Raw genomic sequence first — 14,787 nt, forward strand, 5'->3', positions numbered from 1 at the left:
CGGCATTGCGCCTGCCAATTTTAAGCCCGTGCGGCCGTGCATGACTCCGGCTGATGGCTGGCCGCGACCCCGGGCCTGCCGGCCGCAAGCGGCGGGTGCGAGTCATGCGGCAAGCCCTTCCGGCCAGGCGGGGGCAGCGCTGCGCCGCGCAGCCCGCAAGGTGGCGGAGCGGGCGCGCGGGTTGGCAGCAATCTCCTGCGCACTGGCTCGCTCCGGCCGCATGGGACGCTCGAAGCTGGGGGAAGGCCGGCTGGGGTGCTGCTCGGGCAGATGGCGGGAACCGCCGGCCCTCGTTGCTGACCGTTCGGCGAGGAACCGTTTGACGATCCGGTCCTCGAGGCTGTGGAAGCTGACGACGGCCAGGCGCCCACCAGCGCGCAGCACGCGCTCGGCTGCAACCAGGCCGCGGGCGAGCTCGCCAAGCTCGTCGTTGACGTGCATTCTGAGCGCCTGAAAGGTCCGTGTCGCGGGATCCCGGCGCTGACCCTTTGGATTGCCGAGCGCAGCCCGGATCACGCGTGCGAGCTGCCCGGTTGTCGCAACCGGGCGGGCAGCGACGAGGGCGCGAGCGATGCGGCGGGATGCTGGCTCCTCGCCCAGTCGGAAGATAATCTCGGCAAGCTCGGCTTCGCTGGCGCCATTGACGAGGTCGGCTGCAGACGGTCCGTTCGGACCCATGCGCATGTCGATCGGCGCGTCGTGGCGGAATGACATGCCATAGGCGGGGTCGTCGAGCTGCATCGAGGACACGCCGAGGTCGAACGCGACGGCGTCCGCCGACTCCGGCCCGAGCTCCACTGCCATGCGCGAGAAGGGCGCTTCGATGAGCGTGAAGCGGCCAGGATGCGCGGAGGCGAGGGCGTGGGCGAAGGCACGAACGCGCGGGTCGCGGTCAAAGGCGGTGACAGTTGCGCCAGCCTCGAGGAAGGCACGGGAATAGCCGCCAGCGCCAAAGGTTGCATCGACGGCATGGTCGCCTGGGGCAAGGGCGAGCGCGGCAAGAACTTCTTGCAGGAGGACACTTTGGTGGCTGGGCTCCGGCACCTCAGATCCCTTTTGCCTGGAGCAGCGCACGCACTGTGCGCTGCAGCCGTGGATCGATCCCCTCGGACGCCAACAGCCGGGCCGGAGCCCAGAGCTCGAAATAGGCGCCGGCACCAAGGAACAGCGCGGGGCCGGCAAGCTCACCGATCTCGATCAGGATGGAGGGCAAGATGATGCGCCCGTTCTCATCATAACTGAGCGTCTCGGCACTGGCGAAGAGTGTGCGGGCAAGGTTGCTCCGCCCCGGGCCGAAGTCCCCCGCGAAGCGCTGCTCGAGCTCGGCATGGAGAGTCTCGAGATGGGTGAGGTCATAGCCGATAAGGCAAGGCGCATGCTCGGCCGGGGCGAGCACAACGGTTTTGCTGCCGGACCGGGCCTCGATGATCTCGCGAAAGGACGAAGGCACCGAGAGCCGATGCTTGGCATCGACGTGATTGAGATAGGTGCCTGAGAAGAAACGGCCCCGCATTCCTGTCCCCGCTCCGGGGCGGCGTTGCCCGAGTTACCCCCTGCCCGGAGCGGGGATCCGGAACCGAGGGAAACACGGGGCACCGGCCCCTGGGGAAAAGGGATACCATGGGTTTTCATGGATAATCAATGGAGAATTATGGTCAAAATGCCTGCTTTTCTCCCAAGTGCCTGTTGAACCTTCTGATTCCCTCAAGTGCCGGCGGCTCGGACCGGGCCAGCCTCGGCTTCCGGCCTGTGGACAAATGCGGGGACTGCGCCGCGGGCAACCTTCGTTCCGGCTGGGGAGTCTGGCAGACGGAAGGCGAAGAAGCGCACGCTCCGCAGCGCTGGGTCGCGATCAGACGTCAGCCGCACGAAGCGCCGGCCGTCGGCAAGGGTCAGATGCTGGATCTCGATGACAGCACCGTCCGCCCGCCGCGCCTGGACATAGGTGGCTGCCGTCCAGTCCAAGGTGCGGGCGAGGACCCATCCGCGCGCGCCAAGTCCCTCGAGGTCAGCACGCAGAGCCGCCCGTTTGGCCGGCGGCAGCGGGGTTGGGCCGCCGGGTCCGATTGCCTCGGCTGATTGAAGATCCGCCAGGTTGAGGGGCGGGGGCGCAAGTGTCGACCAGGCCGATGGGCTGAGCTCCGGCGGCGCAAAGTCGGTCAAAAAAGGCCTGCCGTCGGGAAGGGTGCGCGCCACCTGAGGCCAAAGCGCGATATGGCGCACGACCCGGCCAGCAGCGGATGTCAGGCGAATTTGCATGGGTTCGTCAGCCGGGCGTGCTGCGGCTGCCGCCCCTTCCTTCAGGGCAAGGACGGACTTGACCAGCTGGTCGATCCGTTCCGCGTCCCCAGGGGCGTCATTGGCTGATGCGATGACCCAAGCTCCGGTATCGCGCCGGCGTTCGAGGATGAGCTGTTCCCGCCCGATTGCCATTTCCACGCGCACAATCGGCGGCGCCTTTTCTGCGGGCTTCAGCAGCAGGCCTGCAACCACGGCACCTGCGAGCAGCAGGAAAAAGACGAGCAGCCAGCGCAAGACCATCAAGAAGAACAGGGCTGTTGCAGCGGACGGCGCGCTCGGTTCAGATGATGACCTCGTCCGCCTGGCCGGATGCGCCAGGAGGGCCTGCAACGGGCCGCTCGACCCGCGGGTCTGATTCTGCTGGCGGCAGCGCCAAGTCGGGAACGGGCTGGGAATGCGGCCCGCTTGCGCGATCGCCCGGGGAAGGGGCCACGCCTAGCGCAGCAAGAGGCTCGCCCGGCTCATCGCGCACAGCCTCCTGGCTTCGCGGTGCAAGCGCGATCGAACCGATGAGAGTGACAAGAAAGACCAGGCCGAGGCCGGTTACGCCCGCGCGAATGCGATGCATAGATGAGCACTCTAGCAGTTAACCAGGCGCCTGTCGAGCCGGCGGGTGGCAGTCGACGTCCTCGCGCGCAACCCAGGGCGGCAGCGGCAGGCCCTTCGCCTTCAGCCATTCCGGGTTCCAGAGCGTCGAGAGGTAGCGGCTCCCACTGTCGCACAAGATGGTGACGACCGTATGTCCCGGACCAAGATCGCGCGCGAGCCGTTCTGCGCCGGCCACGTTGATGGCCGAGGAGAGGCCGAGATGGAGGCCATCTTCGGCCATCAGTTCATGGAGAATTGGCAAGGCTTCGCGATCAGAGACCCGGTAGGCCACGTCGACCGGGGCGCCTTCGAGATTGGCTGTGACGCGGCTCTGGCCGATCCCTTCCGCCACGCTATTTCCTTCCGCGACGAGTTCGCCGCGCGTAAACCAGCTGTAGAGGGCGGCTCCATCGGGATCGGTGAGAGCGATGCGGATGGTTGGGTCGAGCGCCTTCAGACCAAGACCGGTGCCGGCAATCGTTCCTCCAGTGCCGGCTGCGCACGTGAAGCCGTGGAGCTTGCCGCCCGTTGCTTCCCAGATCTCGGTTGCTGTCGTCTTGATGTGGGCAAGCCGGTTGGCGACATTGTCAAATTGGTTGGCCCAGATCGCCCCCGGGGTTTCCTCAGCAAGCCGGCGGGACGTGTGCACATAGTGGCCGGGATTGGCGTAGCTGGTAGCAGGGACAAGGACCAGCTGGGCTCCGAGCGCCCGCAAGGCATCCTTTTTTTCCTGGCTCTGGGTCTCGGGCATGACGATCAGAGTCCGGTAGCCGCGAGCTGCACCGATAACGGCGAGGCCGATGCCGGTGTTGCCGGCCGTACCTTCGACAATGGTTCCGCCGGGCTTGAGCGTGCCACGCGCCTCGGCATCGCGGATGATGAAGAGGGCGGCGCGATCCTTGACCGAGCCGCCAGGGTTCATGAACTCGCATTTCCCGAGAATGGTGCAGCCAGTGCGGGCCGACGGCCCCTTCAATCGCACCAGAGGCGTGTTGCCGACGAGCTCGCCGAGTTCCTGTCCAATCCGGGTCATGCTGGTCGGGATAGCAGGTGCCGGGCCGCTTGCCAGCGCGCTTTTCCTCGACGAAGGCAGGGATGGCGCAAACCGAAGATGCCGATGCCGCTCCCCATGCTGCTCACACCAAGGACTCTTGCCCGCCGCAGGCGTTCCGGAGCCGCTTTGCCCCGGCGCTGTTCGTGGCACAGCTATCTGCCCTTGTTGCCCTTGCTGGCGGTGGCAGCACTCGTGACTGCAGCATGCAACCGCGCGGACCGCGGCCGGCCAGGCCTGATCGTCGACGTCCTCTCAACTGCGATGGCCGATGAATTGGTGGCCGAGGCAACAAGCGCAGGCCTCACGCGTTCTGACGCGGCCGGGCGGATCGTGCCCGCACTTGCGCGCAGCTGGCGGGTGAGCGACGATGGCAGCTTCATCATATTCCGCCTGGGGCCTATGGCCATCAGTGCCGAGCGGAAGTTGACGGCAGCAGATGTCGTTCGCGCGCTGGCTGCGGCCAAGGGTTCAGCCAATTCGGCAACGCGCGCGCTTCTTGCGGGTGTTTCGGGAACATCGGCGCCACTTGAAGATGTGGTCGAGCTCAATCTTTCCACTCCGCAGCCGGAAATTCTCGAGCTTCTTGCCAGGCCCGAACTTGCCATCCGGCCAGCAAAACGGGGCCGCGATTCGGCCAACTGGCCGGCTGGACCTTTCGTGCTTGCCGAAGCATCCGCATCAGCTGTCCGCACGCTCAAGGCCAATCCCGCCTATTTTGATGCAGCAGCTGTCGGAACTGGCAGCATCGAACTCCGAGTCGAAAGACCGGCTGACGCGGTTCGTCGCTTCGCCCGCGGTGAGACCGACCTTGTCCTCGGCGGCTTCCACGCTGGTGTTTCAGAAGCCCGTGTCAGCGCTCCACGTGAGGCCCTTGTCCTCATGCGCGCACGCGCCATCCTCTATCTTGCCATCAACCGCACGCGCGCGCCCTTGCACCAGCTGAGCGTGCGCCAAGCGCTTGAGCGGGCCATCGACCGGGCCCAGCTCAGCCGGGCGATCTATGGATCGGATGCAGCCGTCCCCATTCTTGGCCTGACACCGCCTGGCCTCTCCAGTTACCCAGGGGCGCCGCGGCCCGACTGGGCTGACCTTCCGCCAGCAGCCCTTCTCGCCGATGCCCGCAGCCGGCTCACCGAGGCCGACCTCGGCGCCGAGGAGCGGCTGCGAATCCGGCTTGCCATTGGCGACTCTGTTGAGGAGGAACGCATTGCAGCCTCCCTGGTTGCCGGTTGGTCGGCGATCGGGGCAGAGGTGGTGGTGGAGCGGCGGTCGGCAGGCGGCCACGCCCGCGCCCTGGCTGCTGGCGATTTCGATGTCGCACTCACCAGTGCCGAAAGCCGCATCGACTCCCCGGTGCCGTTCCTGCTGCCCCTGCGCTGCGGCGCCAACCCATTCGGACTGTGTCTGCCAGAGGCTGACCGCTTGCTGCAGTCAGGCTGGGACGCGCCAACGCTTGCTGAGCGGATGGCGCGGATCGCGCTCGCCGAGCGGCTGTGGCAGGAAGATGTGGCAGCCATTCCGCTTATCCAGCCGCTGCGCTGGGCTCTGGTTGCGCCAAGGGTCAAAGGCTTCGAGCCCAATCCGGGCGGTGTGCACCCGCTTGCTGCGTTGCGGCGGGACGACTGAGGAAGGACGGACATGCAGGATAAAGATGTGGTCATCGTGGCAGCTCGGCGAACGCCGATGGGTGGCTTCCAGGGTGATTTTCGTGACCTCCCGGCGCCCGTGCTGGGGGCGGCGGCAATTCGTGCTGCCGTTTCTGACGCAAGCCTTGATGCGGATGCCGTCGACGAAGTGGTGATGGGCTGTGTCCTCCCGGCCGGCCAGGGCCAGGCCCCGGCGCGGCAGGCCGCGCGCGGCGCCGGCCTTGCCGATGCCGTGCCGTGCGTCACCCTCAATAAGATGTGTGGCTCGGGCATGCAGGCGGTCATCCACGCCCATGACGCGCTCAAGGCAGGAAGCTCGGATGTGGTGGTCGCAGGCGGCATGGAGTCGATGACGAACGCGCCCTATCTCTTGCCCAGAGCGCGCAGCGGCCTGCGCATGGGCCACGGCCAGGTTGTCGACTCCATGTTTCTTGACGGCCTTGAAGATGCCTATGAGCCTGGCCGCCTGATGGGAAGCTTCGCCGAGCAAGCCGCCGCCCACTATCAGTTCACCCGCGCTGCCCAAGACGATTTTGCCATTGCGAGCCTCGAGCGGGCCCGGGCGGCGATCAGCTCTGGCGCCTTCGCAGACGAGATCGTGGCCGTCGAGACGAAGAGCGGGCCGATCGCTGTTGATGAACAGCCCGGCAAGGCCAAGCCGGAGAAGATCCCGCAGCTCAGGCCAGCGTTCGCGCCCGGCGGCACGATTACCGCAGCCAACGCCAGCTCGATTTCCGATGGCGCTGCCGCACTCGTCCTGATGCGACGAGAAACGGCCAAGGCACGCGGGCTTGCGCCGCTGGCGACAATCTTGAGCCATGCAAGCCATGCCCAGGAGCCGGCCTGGTTCACAACCGCACCCGCCCCCGCGGCTCAGAAGGCGCTCGCCAAAGCCGGGCTTTCTGCGCGCGACATCAATCTCGTCGAAGTCAATGAGGCATTCGCTGTGGTCGCCATGATTGCGATGCGCGACCTCGGGCTTGACCATGCCCGAGTGAATGTGAACGGGGGTGCCTGCGCGCTCGGCCATCCGATCGGCGCCTCGGGGGCGCGGATCCTGGTGACTCTAATCCATGCGCTAAAGGCGCGCGGCGGCGGCACCGGCCTTGCTGCCATCTGCATTGGCGGCGGCGAGGCAACGGCTGTTACGCTGCGAGTGGACTGACCCGGCCAGCCATGCCGGGGGGCTTGGCGGTCCCGACAGGACTCGAACCTGTGACCTCCGGTTTAGGAAACCGCTGCTCTATCCGGCTGAGCTACGGGACCGCACACTAGGCCTATCGCTTGTGGCAAGCCGGGGAGCAAGAGGAAGGAGCGTCAGGCGTCGGCGAGCCGGCGCGGGCGGAAGGGGAGCGGGGCGACGGGAATGCCCTCGTCGACAAGAGCCCGGACTTCAGCCAGGCTCGCCTCGCCATAGGCGCCGCGCACGGTCTCCCCGCGCTGGGCTGCAGCGTGCCGGGCGCGCGCCTCTTCGGGGAAGCGCGGGCCGACGTCGTCGCATTGCGACTCGATTTCAGCACGGAGTGCGGCGAGCGGATGGCGGTTGCCTTTGCGGGGAACAGCGGGGGCTTGAGGCTGCTTGGTCACCTCGCGGCTGTCACACACCGGGCATGTGAGAAGGCCGGCTTCCTTCTGGCGGTCATAGTCGGCCGCGTTTGCAAACCAGCCCTCGAAGACATGGCCGGCGCTGCAGGCAAGATCATAGACGATCATGCGGCTGGCGCCGGGATGGGGCGGGCGTGGGCGAGTGCCGGGATCCGCGACCGGACGTCAGCAATACGGCCGCGGTCAAGGGTGACGATGGCCTCGCCCGGCGCGTCTCCCATGTCGAGCAGGATTTCGCCCCAGGGGTCAACCACGAGGCTGTGGCCGTAGGTTTCGCGGCCGTCTGCGTGGGTGCCGGTTTGTGCTGCAGCCACCACGAAGCTGCCTGTTTCAATCGCCCGGGCCCGCAGCAGCACATGCCAGTGCGCTCTCCCCGTTGGCCTTGTGAAGGCCGCTGGCACGGCAAGGACTTCGGCGCCAGCGCCAGCAAGGGCGTGGAACAAGGCCGGAAAGCGGAGATCATAGCAGATGGCAAGGCCGAGGCGGATCCCGGCGACATCGACAACCGCTGTGCTGGTGCCGGCGGCAAAGCTTGCTGACTCGCGGTAGCAGCTGCCGTCAGGCAGGTCGACGTCGAACAAGTGGAGCTTGTCATAGCGGGCAAGAATCCGCCCATCCGGGCCAATGACGAAGCTGCGGTTGGCAAGGAGGGGCGAGCCCGGCACCCGGATGGCAAGGGAGCCGATGTGGACGGCGACTTGCTGCGCCGAGGCCGTCGTGCAGAGAGCAGCGAGAACAGGGTCGTCTGCCTCCTGTCGAGCGGCTGCGGAAAGCCGGGTGGGGTTGCGATCGAGGATGCCGCACATCTCGGGCGTAAAGACAAGAGAGGCACCGCGCTTTGCAAGACGCGTGATCGCCGCGCTCAGTTCCCTCGCGCTCTTGCCAGCATCGAGACCTGTTGTCGTCTGGATAAGGCCAATGCTCAGGGTCATGTCGAACCAGCGAGCAGCGGCGCGAGGCCCCCGGCGCGATCGAGTGCGACGAGATCATCGCAGCCACCGATGTGATGGCCGTTGATGAAGATCTGTGGCACGGTGCTGCGGCCGTTGCTGCGGGCAAGCATTTCCTGGCGCTTTGGTCCACCCAAAGTGATGTCAAACTCGACTGGCTCGACGCCGTGGCGGCGCAGCACGGCTTTGGCACGACTGCAGTAGGGACACAGAAACTTGGTGTAGATCTCGACCTTGGCCATGATGCCTTCCTGGACGGTCTTTTCGACTTAAGGTTGCGTGGCCTCGCGCGCAACTCTGGCGAAGGTGCGCACATGGACTTCGGCTGCGCCGGCCCTCTTAAGGGCGGCAGCGCAGGCCGCCGCTGTCGCACCGGTTGTCAGCACATCATCGATGAGCACGCAGACAGCGCCAGCCACGCGCGGCCGTTGCGCTTCTGGCACGGCGAATGCGCCAGCGACCTTCGCCAGGCGCTGGGCGCGGGTGAGACCCCGGGACGAGGGCGTCGCCCGGATCCGCACCAGAAGCTCGGGGGTATGAATGTGGCCGGACATGCGGGCGAGCGATTGGGCGAGAAGGGCGGACTGGTTATAGCCGCGCTGGAGCAAGCGCCAGCGGTGGAGCGGGACGGCAACGAGGACTGCGCCTTCAGGGAGTGCGCTGTCAGCGAGCATCATCCGCGCCATGAGCGAGGCAAGCTCCTCGCGCCCAGTCTTGAACCGCAGCACCAGCGCTCGCGCTGGGCCTGCATAGGCAAGAGGCGCGCGCGCACTGTCAAAGGCCGGCGGCTGGTTGCAGCAAGAGATGCAGACGTCCTCGACAAGGGCATGCGGCGGCATCGGCGTGCCGCAGCGGCTGCACAGCGGATGCGGCAAGCGCGGGAGCGCCGCAAAGCAGGCAGGGCAAAGGCCATGAGCTGTCACCACTGGTGCCTTGCAGGCAGCGCAGGCCGGCGGCATCAGAAGGTCGAGCAAGCCGGCAACAGCAGACAGGGCGAGGGCTTGGACAGTTGCCGCCATGTGGCAAGGCTAGCGCATGGGTGACACCAGCGCGAGGCCCTTTGACCCCGTGTTGCGGCAGCGGGCGCGGGCGCGCCTGCCGCTCACGCGCGCTGATTTTCTGCTGCGCCACGCCTGCGAGGAGCTGGCAGCGCGTGAGGCGCTGCTGCCGCCAGGCCCTGAGGGGCTGGTGCTGACCCTGGGTGCCGGGCCGTTCACCCCTGCGGGCCACATCGCAGCCGATGTTGCCCCGCAGCGGCTGCCGGGCGTGGGCCTGCAGCTTCTGTGCGAGGAGGATTCGCTGCCGTTCGGGGACTCCGCACTTGCACGGATCCGCTCGGTGATGCTGCTGCATGGCGTGAACGATTTGCCCGGCGCGCTGGTGCTCGCCCGCCGGGCGCTTGTTTCCGGCGGTCGCTGGCTTGCCGTCTTCCCTGCGGGCATGGCGCTGCCGCAAGTGCGTGCTGCCTTTCTTGAGGCCGATATGGCAGCAGGTGCCATCGCTGCACGTGTTGGGCCGACGGTGGACCCAGCACAGAGCGCAGCGCTGCTGCAGCGCGCCGGGTTTGTTGAACCGGTTGCGGAAGTCGTGGAAGTGCGCGCCCGCTACCCCGATCTTGCGACCTTGGCGAGGGATGCCCGGGCGATGGGCGAGACCGGCTGGCTTGCAAGGCGGAGCCGCGTGCCGATGACGCGCGGGCGCTGGGCGGCGGCGGAGGCGGCATTCGCCCAGGGTGCCGAGGCGGACGGGAAGGTGACGGTCACGCTCGAGCTGCTGTTCCTGTCGGCGCGCAAGCCCTAGCCGGTGAGGAGGCCGGCGAGATGGGGGCGCACGGTCCCGGGGTGGGTGACGGGGAAGAAGTGGCCGCCCGTTACCCGTGCGGCAACGCGGCACCGGGGGTGGCGCGCGAAGGTCAAGAAATCCGCGTCGGTCACGGTCGACCCGTCGCTTGCTGCAAGGAGTGTGAAGGGCGTTGTGAGATCAGCAAGGCTTGCCTCAAGCGTGGTCGAGACACCGCGGAAGCTGGTTGCTTCCCACGCCGGGGGGCAGGTGAGGCGGCCGTCGTCGGCAAGACCATCCTCGAGATAGGCGTCAAGCGCGGCATCGGGCCAGTGTGCGAAAACGCCGCGATGGTGGAGACGCGCGCGGGCCTCGGCGCGCGACGTAAAGCCAGAGCGGCGGCGCTCGGCGCCCTCGGCCATGGCATTGGGCGGGTTCTCCCCGGCGGCGCGGGCCGCAGCATAGGCCCTGGCGTGTGCGAAAGGGATGAAAGCCGGGTCGAGCAGGAGGAGGGCCGAGACGAGGTCGGGCCGCTGGGCGGCGAGTTCGCATGCAACGGTTGCCCCAAAGCTGTGCCCGGCGAGCAGCACTGGCCGGCCAGGGGAGATGGCAGCGAGGAATGCTGCGAGATCAGCGCGGTAGAGGCTCCAATCGACTGGAATCTCGCCCGGTGTCGCGGGAAGCCGAGTCCGGCCATGCCCGCGCATGTCCGGAAGCCAGATGGCTGGCCGGTCGGCAGCTTCGGCAAATGGGGCAAGGAGGTCGAGATAGACTGCACCGCACATGCCAGTGGCATGGACAAAGACCAGCGCCGGCTGGCCGTCGGCCCCGGGCCAATGGCGGGCGTGGATCGCGCCGCCAGGCACCTCGACGAAGACCGAGCAGGTCACTGCAGAAGAACTGCAGCCGCCTCGGCGTGCCAGCCAAGCCAGACCGGCTCGTCCCAGGTGAAGTCCTCCTGATCCCAGCGAGTGAGGTTGGGACGGATGACTCGGACCATCTTGCCGGTCTCAAGCTTGACTTCGTAGACGGATTCCGAGCCGAGATAGGCGATGTCGGTAATGGTGCCGGCAACGACATTATGGCCTTCGGGCGTGCCTTCCATGACTGGAGGCCCATTACCGTTGTCGCGCTTGTGCAGCTCCATCTTCTCCGGCCGGATGGCAAGCCAGATTGGCACGGTCTCAGACGCGCCAGTGCCATGGTCGAGCCAGGCGACAATGCCCGCCTCGGGCAGGTCGATTATGGCATGGTCGCTTGCATCCTCCCGGATCCGGCCCTCGAACAAGTTCACGGAGCCGATGAAGTCGGCAACCAGGCGCGAGCTCGGGAATTCGTAAAGGTCAGCAGGCGTTGCGACTTGAATGAGACTGCCCTTGTGCATGACGGCACAGCGCGTGGCGAGCGCGAGCGCTTCATCCTGGTCGTGGGTGACCATCACGAAGGTGATCCCGACCCGATCCTGAAGACGGGAGAGCTCGAAGCGGAGCTCTTCCCTCAGCTTGGCATCGAGCGCGGAAAGCGGCTCGTCAAGCAGGACGACGCGCGGGCGTTTGACGAGGGCGCGGGCAAGCGCAACGCGCTGGCGCTGGCCACCAGAGAGCTGGTCTGGCCGGCGGTCGCCAAAGCCCTCGAGCTGGACCAGGGCAAGGGCGTCTGCCACTCGCGCCCGCCTTTCGGCCAAGGGCACCCCATCCATCTTGAGACCATAGGCGATGTTCTCCGCCACGCTCATGTGCGGGAAGACGGCATAAGACTGGAAGACCATGTTGACCGGCCGGCGGTTGGGCGGGATGCGGGTAAAGTCCTGCCCGTCAATGAGGATCTGGCCTCGAGTCGGGGTTTCGAAGCCGGCCAGCATCCGGAGCAGCGTGGTCTTGCCACAGCCCGAAGGGCCCAACAGGGCAAAGAACTCGCCCTCGGCAATGGTGAGCGAGACATCATCGACGGCGACGACAGGACCGAATCTTTTGGTCACACGGCGGAACTCGATGATGGGCGGGGCATTGGTCATGACGGCACGATCCTTTCGCCAGCGATCGCCTGGACGCGCAGGGCAAGCACGGTCAAGGCGACCGTGAGCAGCAGAAGGATGGTCGAAGCCGCATTGATCTCGGGCGTGATTCCGAACCGGACCATGGAATAGACCTTGACCGGGAAGGTGACGGTGTCGGGTCCGGCAGTGAAGAAAGTAATGACGAAATCGTCGAGGCTGAGGGTGAAGGCGAGGAGCGCGCCTGCGACCAGGCTGGGTTTGAGGTGCGGGATAACGACATCGAAGAGGGCCCGCCATGCGCCGGCTCCGAGATCGCGTGCAGCTTCCTCGGCCTCGCGGTTGAAGCTCGTCAGCCGGGCACGCACGACGACCGCGACAAAGGGGAAGATGAAGGCGACATGGGCGATGACGATCGGGCCGAGGTTGAGCGGCCAGGGGAGGTCCTGAGGCCAGGGAAGGATGCGAGAGAAAAAGATGAGCATAGCAACCCCGAGCGCGATTTCGGGAACAACGATGGGAATCGTGAAGGCACCGCTGATGAGGCCAAGTCCTGGAAAGCGAAACCGCCACAGCGCGAGGGCAGCGAGCGTTCCAAGCAGGAGCCCGAGGATGGTCGAGAGGCCAGCGATGGCAAGCGAGTTGCCGAGAGCTGCGACGAGCTCGACATTGCCGGTGAGCTTCTCATACCATCTGAGCGTGAAGCCGCGCCACACGGTCGTCTGGCGGCTGTCATTGAAGCTCATGACAATGAGGACGAGGAGGGGGAGGTAGAGAAAGAGACCGACAGCCGCGAGGATGAGCCGGAACGGCCAGCGGCGGGAATAGTCGAGGAGGTCTGGCAGGCTCACGCCGGCTGCTCCCGCCGGCGCAACAGCGCTTGCACGGCAAGTGCGAACAGGGTGAGGTCAACAAGGAGGAAGGTGAGCGCAGCGCCGAACGGCCAGTCGTTGGCGCGCTTGAACTGGCGCTCGATGACATTGGCGATCATCTGGCTGTCAGGCCCGCCCAGGAGATCGGGTGCAAGATAGCTGCCAAGCGCAGGGATGAAGGTGAGGAGGAGCCCAGCCATGATGCCGGGTGCAGCCAGCGGCAGGATAATCCGGATGATAGTGGCAAAGTGCGACGCCCCCAAATCAAGGCTTGCTTCAATGAGCGAGCGGTCGAGACGGTCGAGGCTTGCACAGATGGGGAGCACCATGAAGGGAAGGTGGATGTAAACGAGGCCGAGGATGACGGCCGCATTGCTATAAAGAAGCGCAAGCGGGCCGAGGCCGAAGGCACTGAGCGCCCAGTTGACCACCCCCTCATCGCGCAACACGGTCATGAGAGCATAGGTGCGGATGAGGAGATTGGTCCAGAACGGGAGCATGATGGCAACAAGGAGGAGAGTGCGCTTGCGCCGGGGGGCAAGGGCAATAGCGATTGCGACTGGGAAGCCGAGCAGGAAGCAGACAAGGGTTGCAAGCCCTGCGATGGCGAAGGATTTTGCGAAGATCCCGAGATAGACGGGCTCGAACGTCCGCGCGTAATTGGCGAAGGTGCCGGAGAGCGCAATATCGGCAACCCCGACATTGGTTCCAAAGCTGTAGGCAAGGACGACGGCAAGGGGCAGGGCGAGGAAAAGCAAGAACCAGCCAAGCGGCGGAGCGAGGATGGCAAGGAAAGGTCCGGGCGCCTGGCGCCAGTCGAGCTTATTGTCCATCTGCCCCTCTCTGCCCGGTGCGCGTTTCAGGCCGCGCGCATGCGAGTGATGAGCTCCTCAAAAAGGCGCTGCGTCTCGGCGCCCTCGAAGCGGCCCCATTCGCTCGCCTCAAAACCTGGGCCGGACGGAAAGATGACAGGGTTGCTTGCATATTCAGCAGGCATGAGGGCCTTGGCTGCAGCGTTGGGCGTGGGGTAGAGAATGGACGCCGCAATCCCCTTCCCGACTTCGGCGTCGAGCAGGAAGTTGATAAACTCGTGGGCAAGTTCCAGATCCCTGGCACCCCGCGGGATGGCAAGCGTGTCGGCATTGATGAGGGAGCCCTCGCGTGGCACGACGAAGGCAAGGTCGGAGTCTTCCCGCATCCGCTGGGCGATGTCGCCATTGTATTCAAGGACGAGATCGACTTCGCCGGCAAGTAGAAGGTCTTGCCCGTCATCCTCGTGGAAGCGACGGATATTGGGCTTCTGTCGGGCCAGCATGTCGGCGACAGCCTGGGCGGTTTGTGCATCCACTCCGACGAGCGATCTCCCCATATATTTGGCACCGAGGCGAATGAGGTCGGCAGCATCGGTGATGAGGGCGATCCGGTCATTGTAGAGATCGCTGTCGAACAGCCATTTCCAGCTGTCGGGCGTGCCCTGGACTCGGGACTTGCGATAGCCGATCCCGAGCACCAGCCACGTGTAGGGCACAGAATGGCGGGGCGCAGGATCCCAGGCGGCCTCGCGGAAGGCAGGGTCGATGTTGGCGAAGTTCGGGACCTTTCCCATGTCGATGGGCTCGAGCATGTCCGCCTCGCGCATGCGGGTGACGAACTCGTTTGACGGCACGATGACGTCGTAGCCTGGGTTTCCGGCCTTCAGCTTGGCGAACAGCTCGTCATTGCTTGCAAAGAAAGACTGGTTGACCAGCACGCCGGTTTTGGCGCGGAAATCCGCAAGCGTCGTCTCGCCCACATAGTCTTGCCAGTTGTAGAAATTGAGGCGGCGCTCGTCGCCGCGGCCACAGCCGGAAAAGGAGAAGCCGACTGCTGCCACACCCATCCCGGCAAGGAGCTTGCGGCGGGAGACTGAAGTTGCATCACGCGGCCCTGCCATCCTTCCCCCCATTTGTCACCATCAGGGCACAAGGACTAACCGGTTGCGAGGCGGGGATGAAGCCCC

17 protein-coding genes and 1 tRNA gene are annotated in these 14,787 nt (G+C 65.9%); 3 read left to right on the forward strand and 15 right to left on the reverse strand.

The annotated features are described in order from the left end of the window. Nucleotides 1-102: 102 nt before the first annotated feature. The 5 genes from rsmH to ACWIQA_RS05700 all read right to left on the reverse strand — a co-directional run bounded on the left by rsmH (nucleotide 103) and on the right by ACWIQA_RS05700 (nucleotide 3,922). Complete coding sequence (gene rsmH, locus ACWIQA_RS05680) at nucleotides 103-1,044, reverse strand: 16S rRNA (cytosine(1402)-N(4))-methyltransferase RsmH (protein WP_448582099.1); 942 nt, start codon at nucleotides 1,042-1,044, stop codon at nucleotides 103-105. Nucleotide 1,045: 1 nt separating this feature from the next. After that, nucleotides 1,046-1,513 (reverse strand): division/cell wall cluster transcriptional repressor MraZ, encoded by a 468-nt coding sequence (locus ACWIQA_RS05685; protein WP_448582100.1) that lies wholly within the window; start codon nucleotides 1,511-1,513, stop codon nucleotides 1,046-1,048. Nucleotides 1,514-1,704: 191 nt separating this feature from the next. Then, nucleotides 1,705-2,535, reverse strand: coding sequence for a hypothetical protein (locus ACWIQA_RS05690; protein ID WP_448582101.1), 831 nt, complete (start codon nucleotides 2,533-2,535; stop codon nucleotides 1,705-1,707). Nucleotides 2,536-2,581: 46 nt separating this feature from the next. After that, entirely contained in the window at nucleotides 2,582-2,869 is a 288-nt protein-coding gene (locus tag ACWIQA_RS05695; RefSeq protein WP_448582102.1) for a hypothetical protein, read from the reverse strand. 18 nt (nucleotides 2,870-2,887) lie between these two features. Beyond that, the gene (locus ACWIQA_RS05700; RefSeq protein WP_448582103.1) at nucleotides 2,888-3,922 is read right to left on the reverse strand and encodes a cysteine synthase A; all 1,035 of its coding nucleotides are present in this window, start codon (nucleotides 3,920-3,922) and stop codon (nucleotides 2,888-2,890) included. A 213-nt stretch (nucleotides 3,923-4,135) separates the two neighbouring features. On the opposite strand from ACWIQA_RS05700, the gene ACWIQA_RS05705 reads away from it, so the two are divergent. Together ACWIQA_RS05705 and ACWIQA_RS05710 are read left to right on the forward strand one after the other, a co-directional pair. Further along, the gene (locus tag ACWIQA_RS05705; RefSeq protein ID WP_448582104.1) at nucleotides 4,136-5,569 is read left to right on the forward strand and encodes an ABC transporter substrate-binding protein; all 1,434 of its coding nucleotides are present in this window, start codon (nucleotides 4,136-4,138) and stop codon (nucleotides 5,567-5,569) included. 12 nt (nucleotides 5,570-5,581) lie between these two features. After that, nucleotides 5,582-6,754 carry a thiolase family protein gene (locus ACWIQA_RS05710; RefSeq protein ID WP_448582105.1) on the forward strand — a complete coding sequence of 391 codons (1,173 nt, stop codon included), beginning with the start codon at nucleotides 5,582-5,584 and terminating at the stop codon, nucleotides 6,752-6,754. A gap of 24 nt (nucleotides 6,755-6,778) precedes the next feature. Here ACWIQA_RS05710 and ACWIQA_RS05715 read toward each other — a convergent pair. The 5 genes from ACWIQA_RS05715 to ACWIQA_RS05735 form a co-directional block, all read right to left on the reverse strand. After that, a tRNA-Arg gene (locus ACWIQA_RS05715) sits at nucleotides 6,779-6,855 on the reverse strand. A 51-nt stretch (nucleotides 6,856-6,906) separates the two neighbouring features. Beyond that, complete coding sequence (locus ACWIQA_RS05720) at nucleotides 6,907-7,302, reverse strand: DUF1178 family protein (RefSeq protein WP_448582106.1); 396 nt, start codon at nucleotides 7,300-7,302, stop codon at nucleotides 6,907-6,909. Next, the gene (locus tag ACWIQA_RS05725) at nucleotides 7,299-8,120 is read right to left on the reverse strand and encodes a carbon-nitrogen hydrolase family protein (RefSeq protein WP_448582145.1); all 822 of its coding nucleotides are present in this window, start codon (nucleotides 8,118-8,120) and stop codon (nucleotides 7,299-7,301) included. The genes ACWIQA_RS05720 and ACWIQA_RS05725 overlap by 4 nt, the downstream gene beginning before the upstream one ends. Nucleotides 8,121-8,122: 2 nt before the next feature. Continuing rightward, nucleotides 8,123-8,386, reverse strand: coding sequence for a glutaredoxin 3 (gene grxC, locus ACWIQA_RS05730; RefSeq protein ID WP_448582107.1), 264 nt, complete (start codon nucleotides 8,384-8,386; stop codon nucleotides 8,123-8,125). 27 nt (nucleotides 8,387-8,413) lie between these two features. Continuing rightward, nucleotides 8,414-9,163 carry a ComF family protein gene (locus ACWIQA_RS05735; RefSeq protein ID WP_448582108.1) on the reverse strand — a complete coding sequence of 250 codons (750 nt, stop codon included), beginning with the start codon at nucleotides 9,161-9,163 and terminating at the stop codon, nucleotides 8,414-8,416. A 16-nt stretch (nucleotides 9,164-9,179) separates the two neighbouring features. On the opposite strand from ACWIQA_RS05735, the gene ACWIQA_RS05740 reads away from it, so the two are divergent. Further along, on the forward strand, nucleotides 9,180-9,944 hold the full coding sequence (locus ACWIQA_RS05740; RefSeq protein WP_448582109.1) for a hypothetical protein: 765 nt from the start codon (nucleotides 9,180-9,182) through the stop codon (nucleotides 9,942-9,944). On the opposite strand, the gene ACWIQA_RS05745 is transcribed toward ACWIQA_RS05740, so the two are convergent. Genes ACWIQA_RS05745 through ACWIQA_RS05765 form a run of 5 tightly spaced genes read right to left on the reverse strand, consistent with a single transcriptional unit; the run spans nucleotide 9,941 to nucleotide 14,721 of the window. Next, nucleotides 9,941-10,813, reverse strand: a complete 873-nt coding sequence (locus ACWIQA_RS05745; protein WP_448582110.1) for an alpha/beta fold hydrolase — start codon at nucleotides 10,811-10,813, stop codon at nucleotides 9,941-9,943. The two genes, ACWIQA_RS05740 and ACWIQA_RS05745, sit on opposite strands and share 4 nt — an antisense overlap. Beyond that, a complete protein-coding gene (locus ACWIQA_RS05750; protein WP_448582111.1) occupies nucleotides 10,810-11,937 on the reverse strand; it encodes an ABC transporter ATP-binding protein in 1,128 nt (375 codons plus the stop codon). The genes ACWIQA_RS05745 and ACWIQA_RS05750 overlap by 4 nt, the downstream gene beginning before the upstream one ends. Continuing rightward, complete coding sequence (locus tag ACWIQA_RS05755; protein WP_448582112.1) at nucleotides 11,934-12,767, reverse strand: ABC transporter permease; 834 nt, start codon at nucleotides 12,765-12,767, stop codon at nucleotides 11,934-11,936. The genes ACWIQA_RS05750 and ACWIQA_RS05755 overlap by 4 nt, the downstream gene beginning before the upstream one ends. Beyond that, nucleotides 12,764-13,621, reverse strand: a complete 858-nt coding sequence (locus ACWIQA_RS05760; RefSeq protein WP_448582113.1) for an ABC transporter permease — start codon at nucleotides 13,619-13,621, stop codon at nucleotides 12,764-12,766. The genes ACWIQA_RS05755 and ACWIQA_RS05760 overlap by 4 nt, the downstream gene beginning before the upstream one ends. Before the next feature lie 26 nt (nucleotides 13,622-13,647). After that, complete coding sequence (locus tag ACWIQA_RS05765) at nucleotides 13,648-14,721, reverse strand: ABC transporter substrate-binding protein (RefSeq protein ID WP_448582114.1); 1,074 nt, start codon at nucleotides 14,719-14,721, stop codon at nucleotides 13,648-13,650. Nucleotides 14,722-14,787 lie beyond the last annotated feature (66 nt).

The sequence above is a fragment of the Thermaurantiacus sp. genome, assembly GCF_053487655.1.

What these genes read in the sequence shown, in the direction of transcription:
- ACWIQA_RS05685 (WP_448582100.1), bottom strand. Translation starts at nt 1,513, where the DNA reads ATGCGGGGCCGTTTCTTCTCAGGCACCTATCTCAATCACGTCGATGCC.
- ACWIQA_RS05695 (WP_448582102.1), bottom strand. Translation starts at nt 2,869, where the DNA reads ATGCATCGCATTCGCGCGGGCGTAACCGGCCTCGGCCTGGTCTTTCTT.
- ACWIQA_RS05700 (WP_448582103.1), bottom strand. Translation starts at nt 3,922, where the DNA reads ATGACCCGGATTGGACAGGAACTCGGCGAGCTCGTCGGCAACACGCCT.
- ACWIQA_RS05710 (WP_448582105.1), top strand. Translation starts at nt 5,582, where the DNA reads ATGCAGGATAAAGATGTGGTCATCGTGGCAGCTCGGCGAACGCCGATG.
- ACWIQA_RS05720 (WP_448582106.1), bottom strand. Translation starts at nt 7,302, where the DNA reads ATGATCGTCTATGATCTTGCCTGCAGCGCCGGCCATGTCTTCGAGGGC.
- grxC (WP_448582107.1), bottom strand. Translation starts at nt 8,386, where the DNA reads ATGGCCAAGGTCGAGATCTACACCAAGTTTCTGTGTCCCTACTGCAGT.
- ACWIQA_RS05735 (WP_448582108.1), bottom strand. Translation starts at nt 9,163, where the DNA reads ATGGCGGCAACTGTCCAAGCCCTCGCCCTGTCTGCTGTTGCCGGCTTG.
- ACWIQA_RS05740 (WP_448582109.1), top strand. Translation starts at nt 9,180, where the DNA reads ATGGGTGACACCAGCGCGAGGCCCTTTGACCCCGTGTTGCGGCAGCGG.
- ACWIQA_RS05750 (WP_448582111.1), bottom strand. Translation starts at nt 11,937, where the DNA reads ATGACCAATGCCCCGCCCATCATCGAGTTCCGCCGTGTGACCAAAAGA.
- ACWIQA_RS05760 (WP_448582113.1), bottom strand. Translation starts at nt 13,621, where the DNA reads ATGGACAATAAGCTCGACTGGCGCCAGGCGCCCGGACCTTTCCTTGCC.
- ACWIQA_RS05765 (WP_448582114.1), bottom strand. Translation starts at nt 14,721, where the DNA reads ATGGCAGGGCCGCGTGATGCAACTTCAGTCTCCCGCCGCAAGCTCCTT.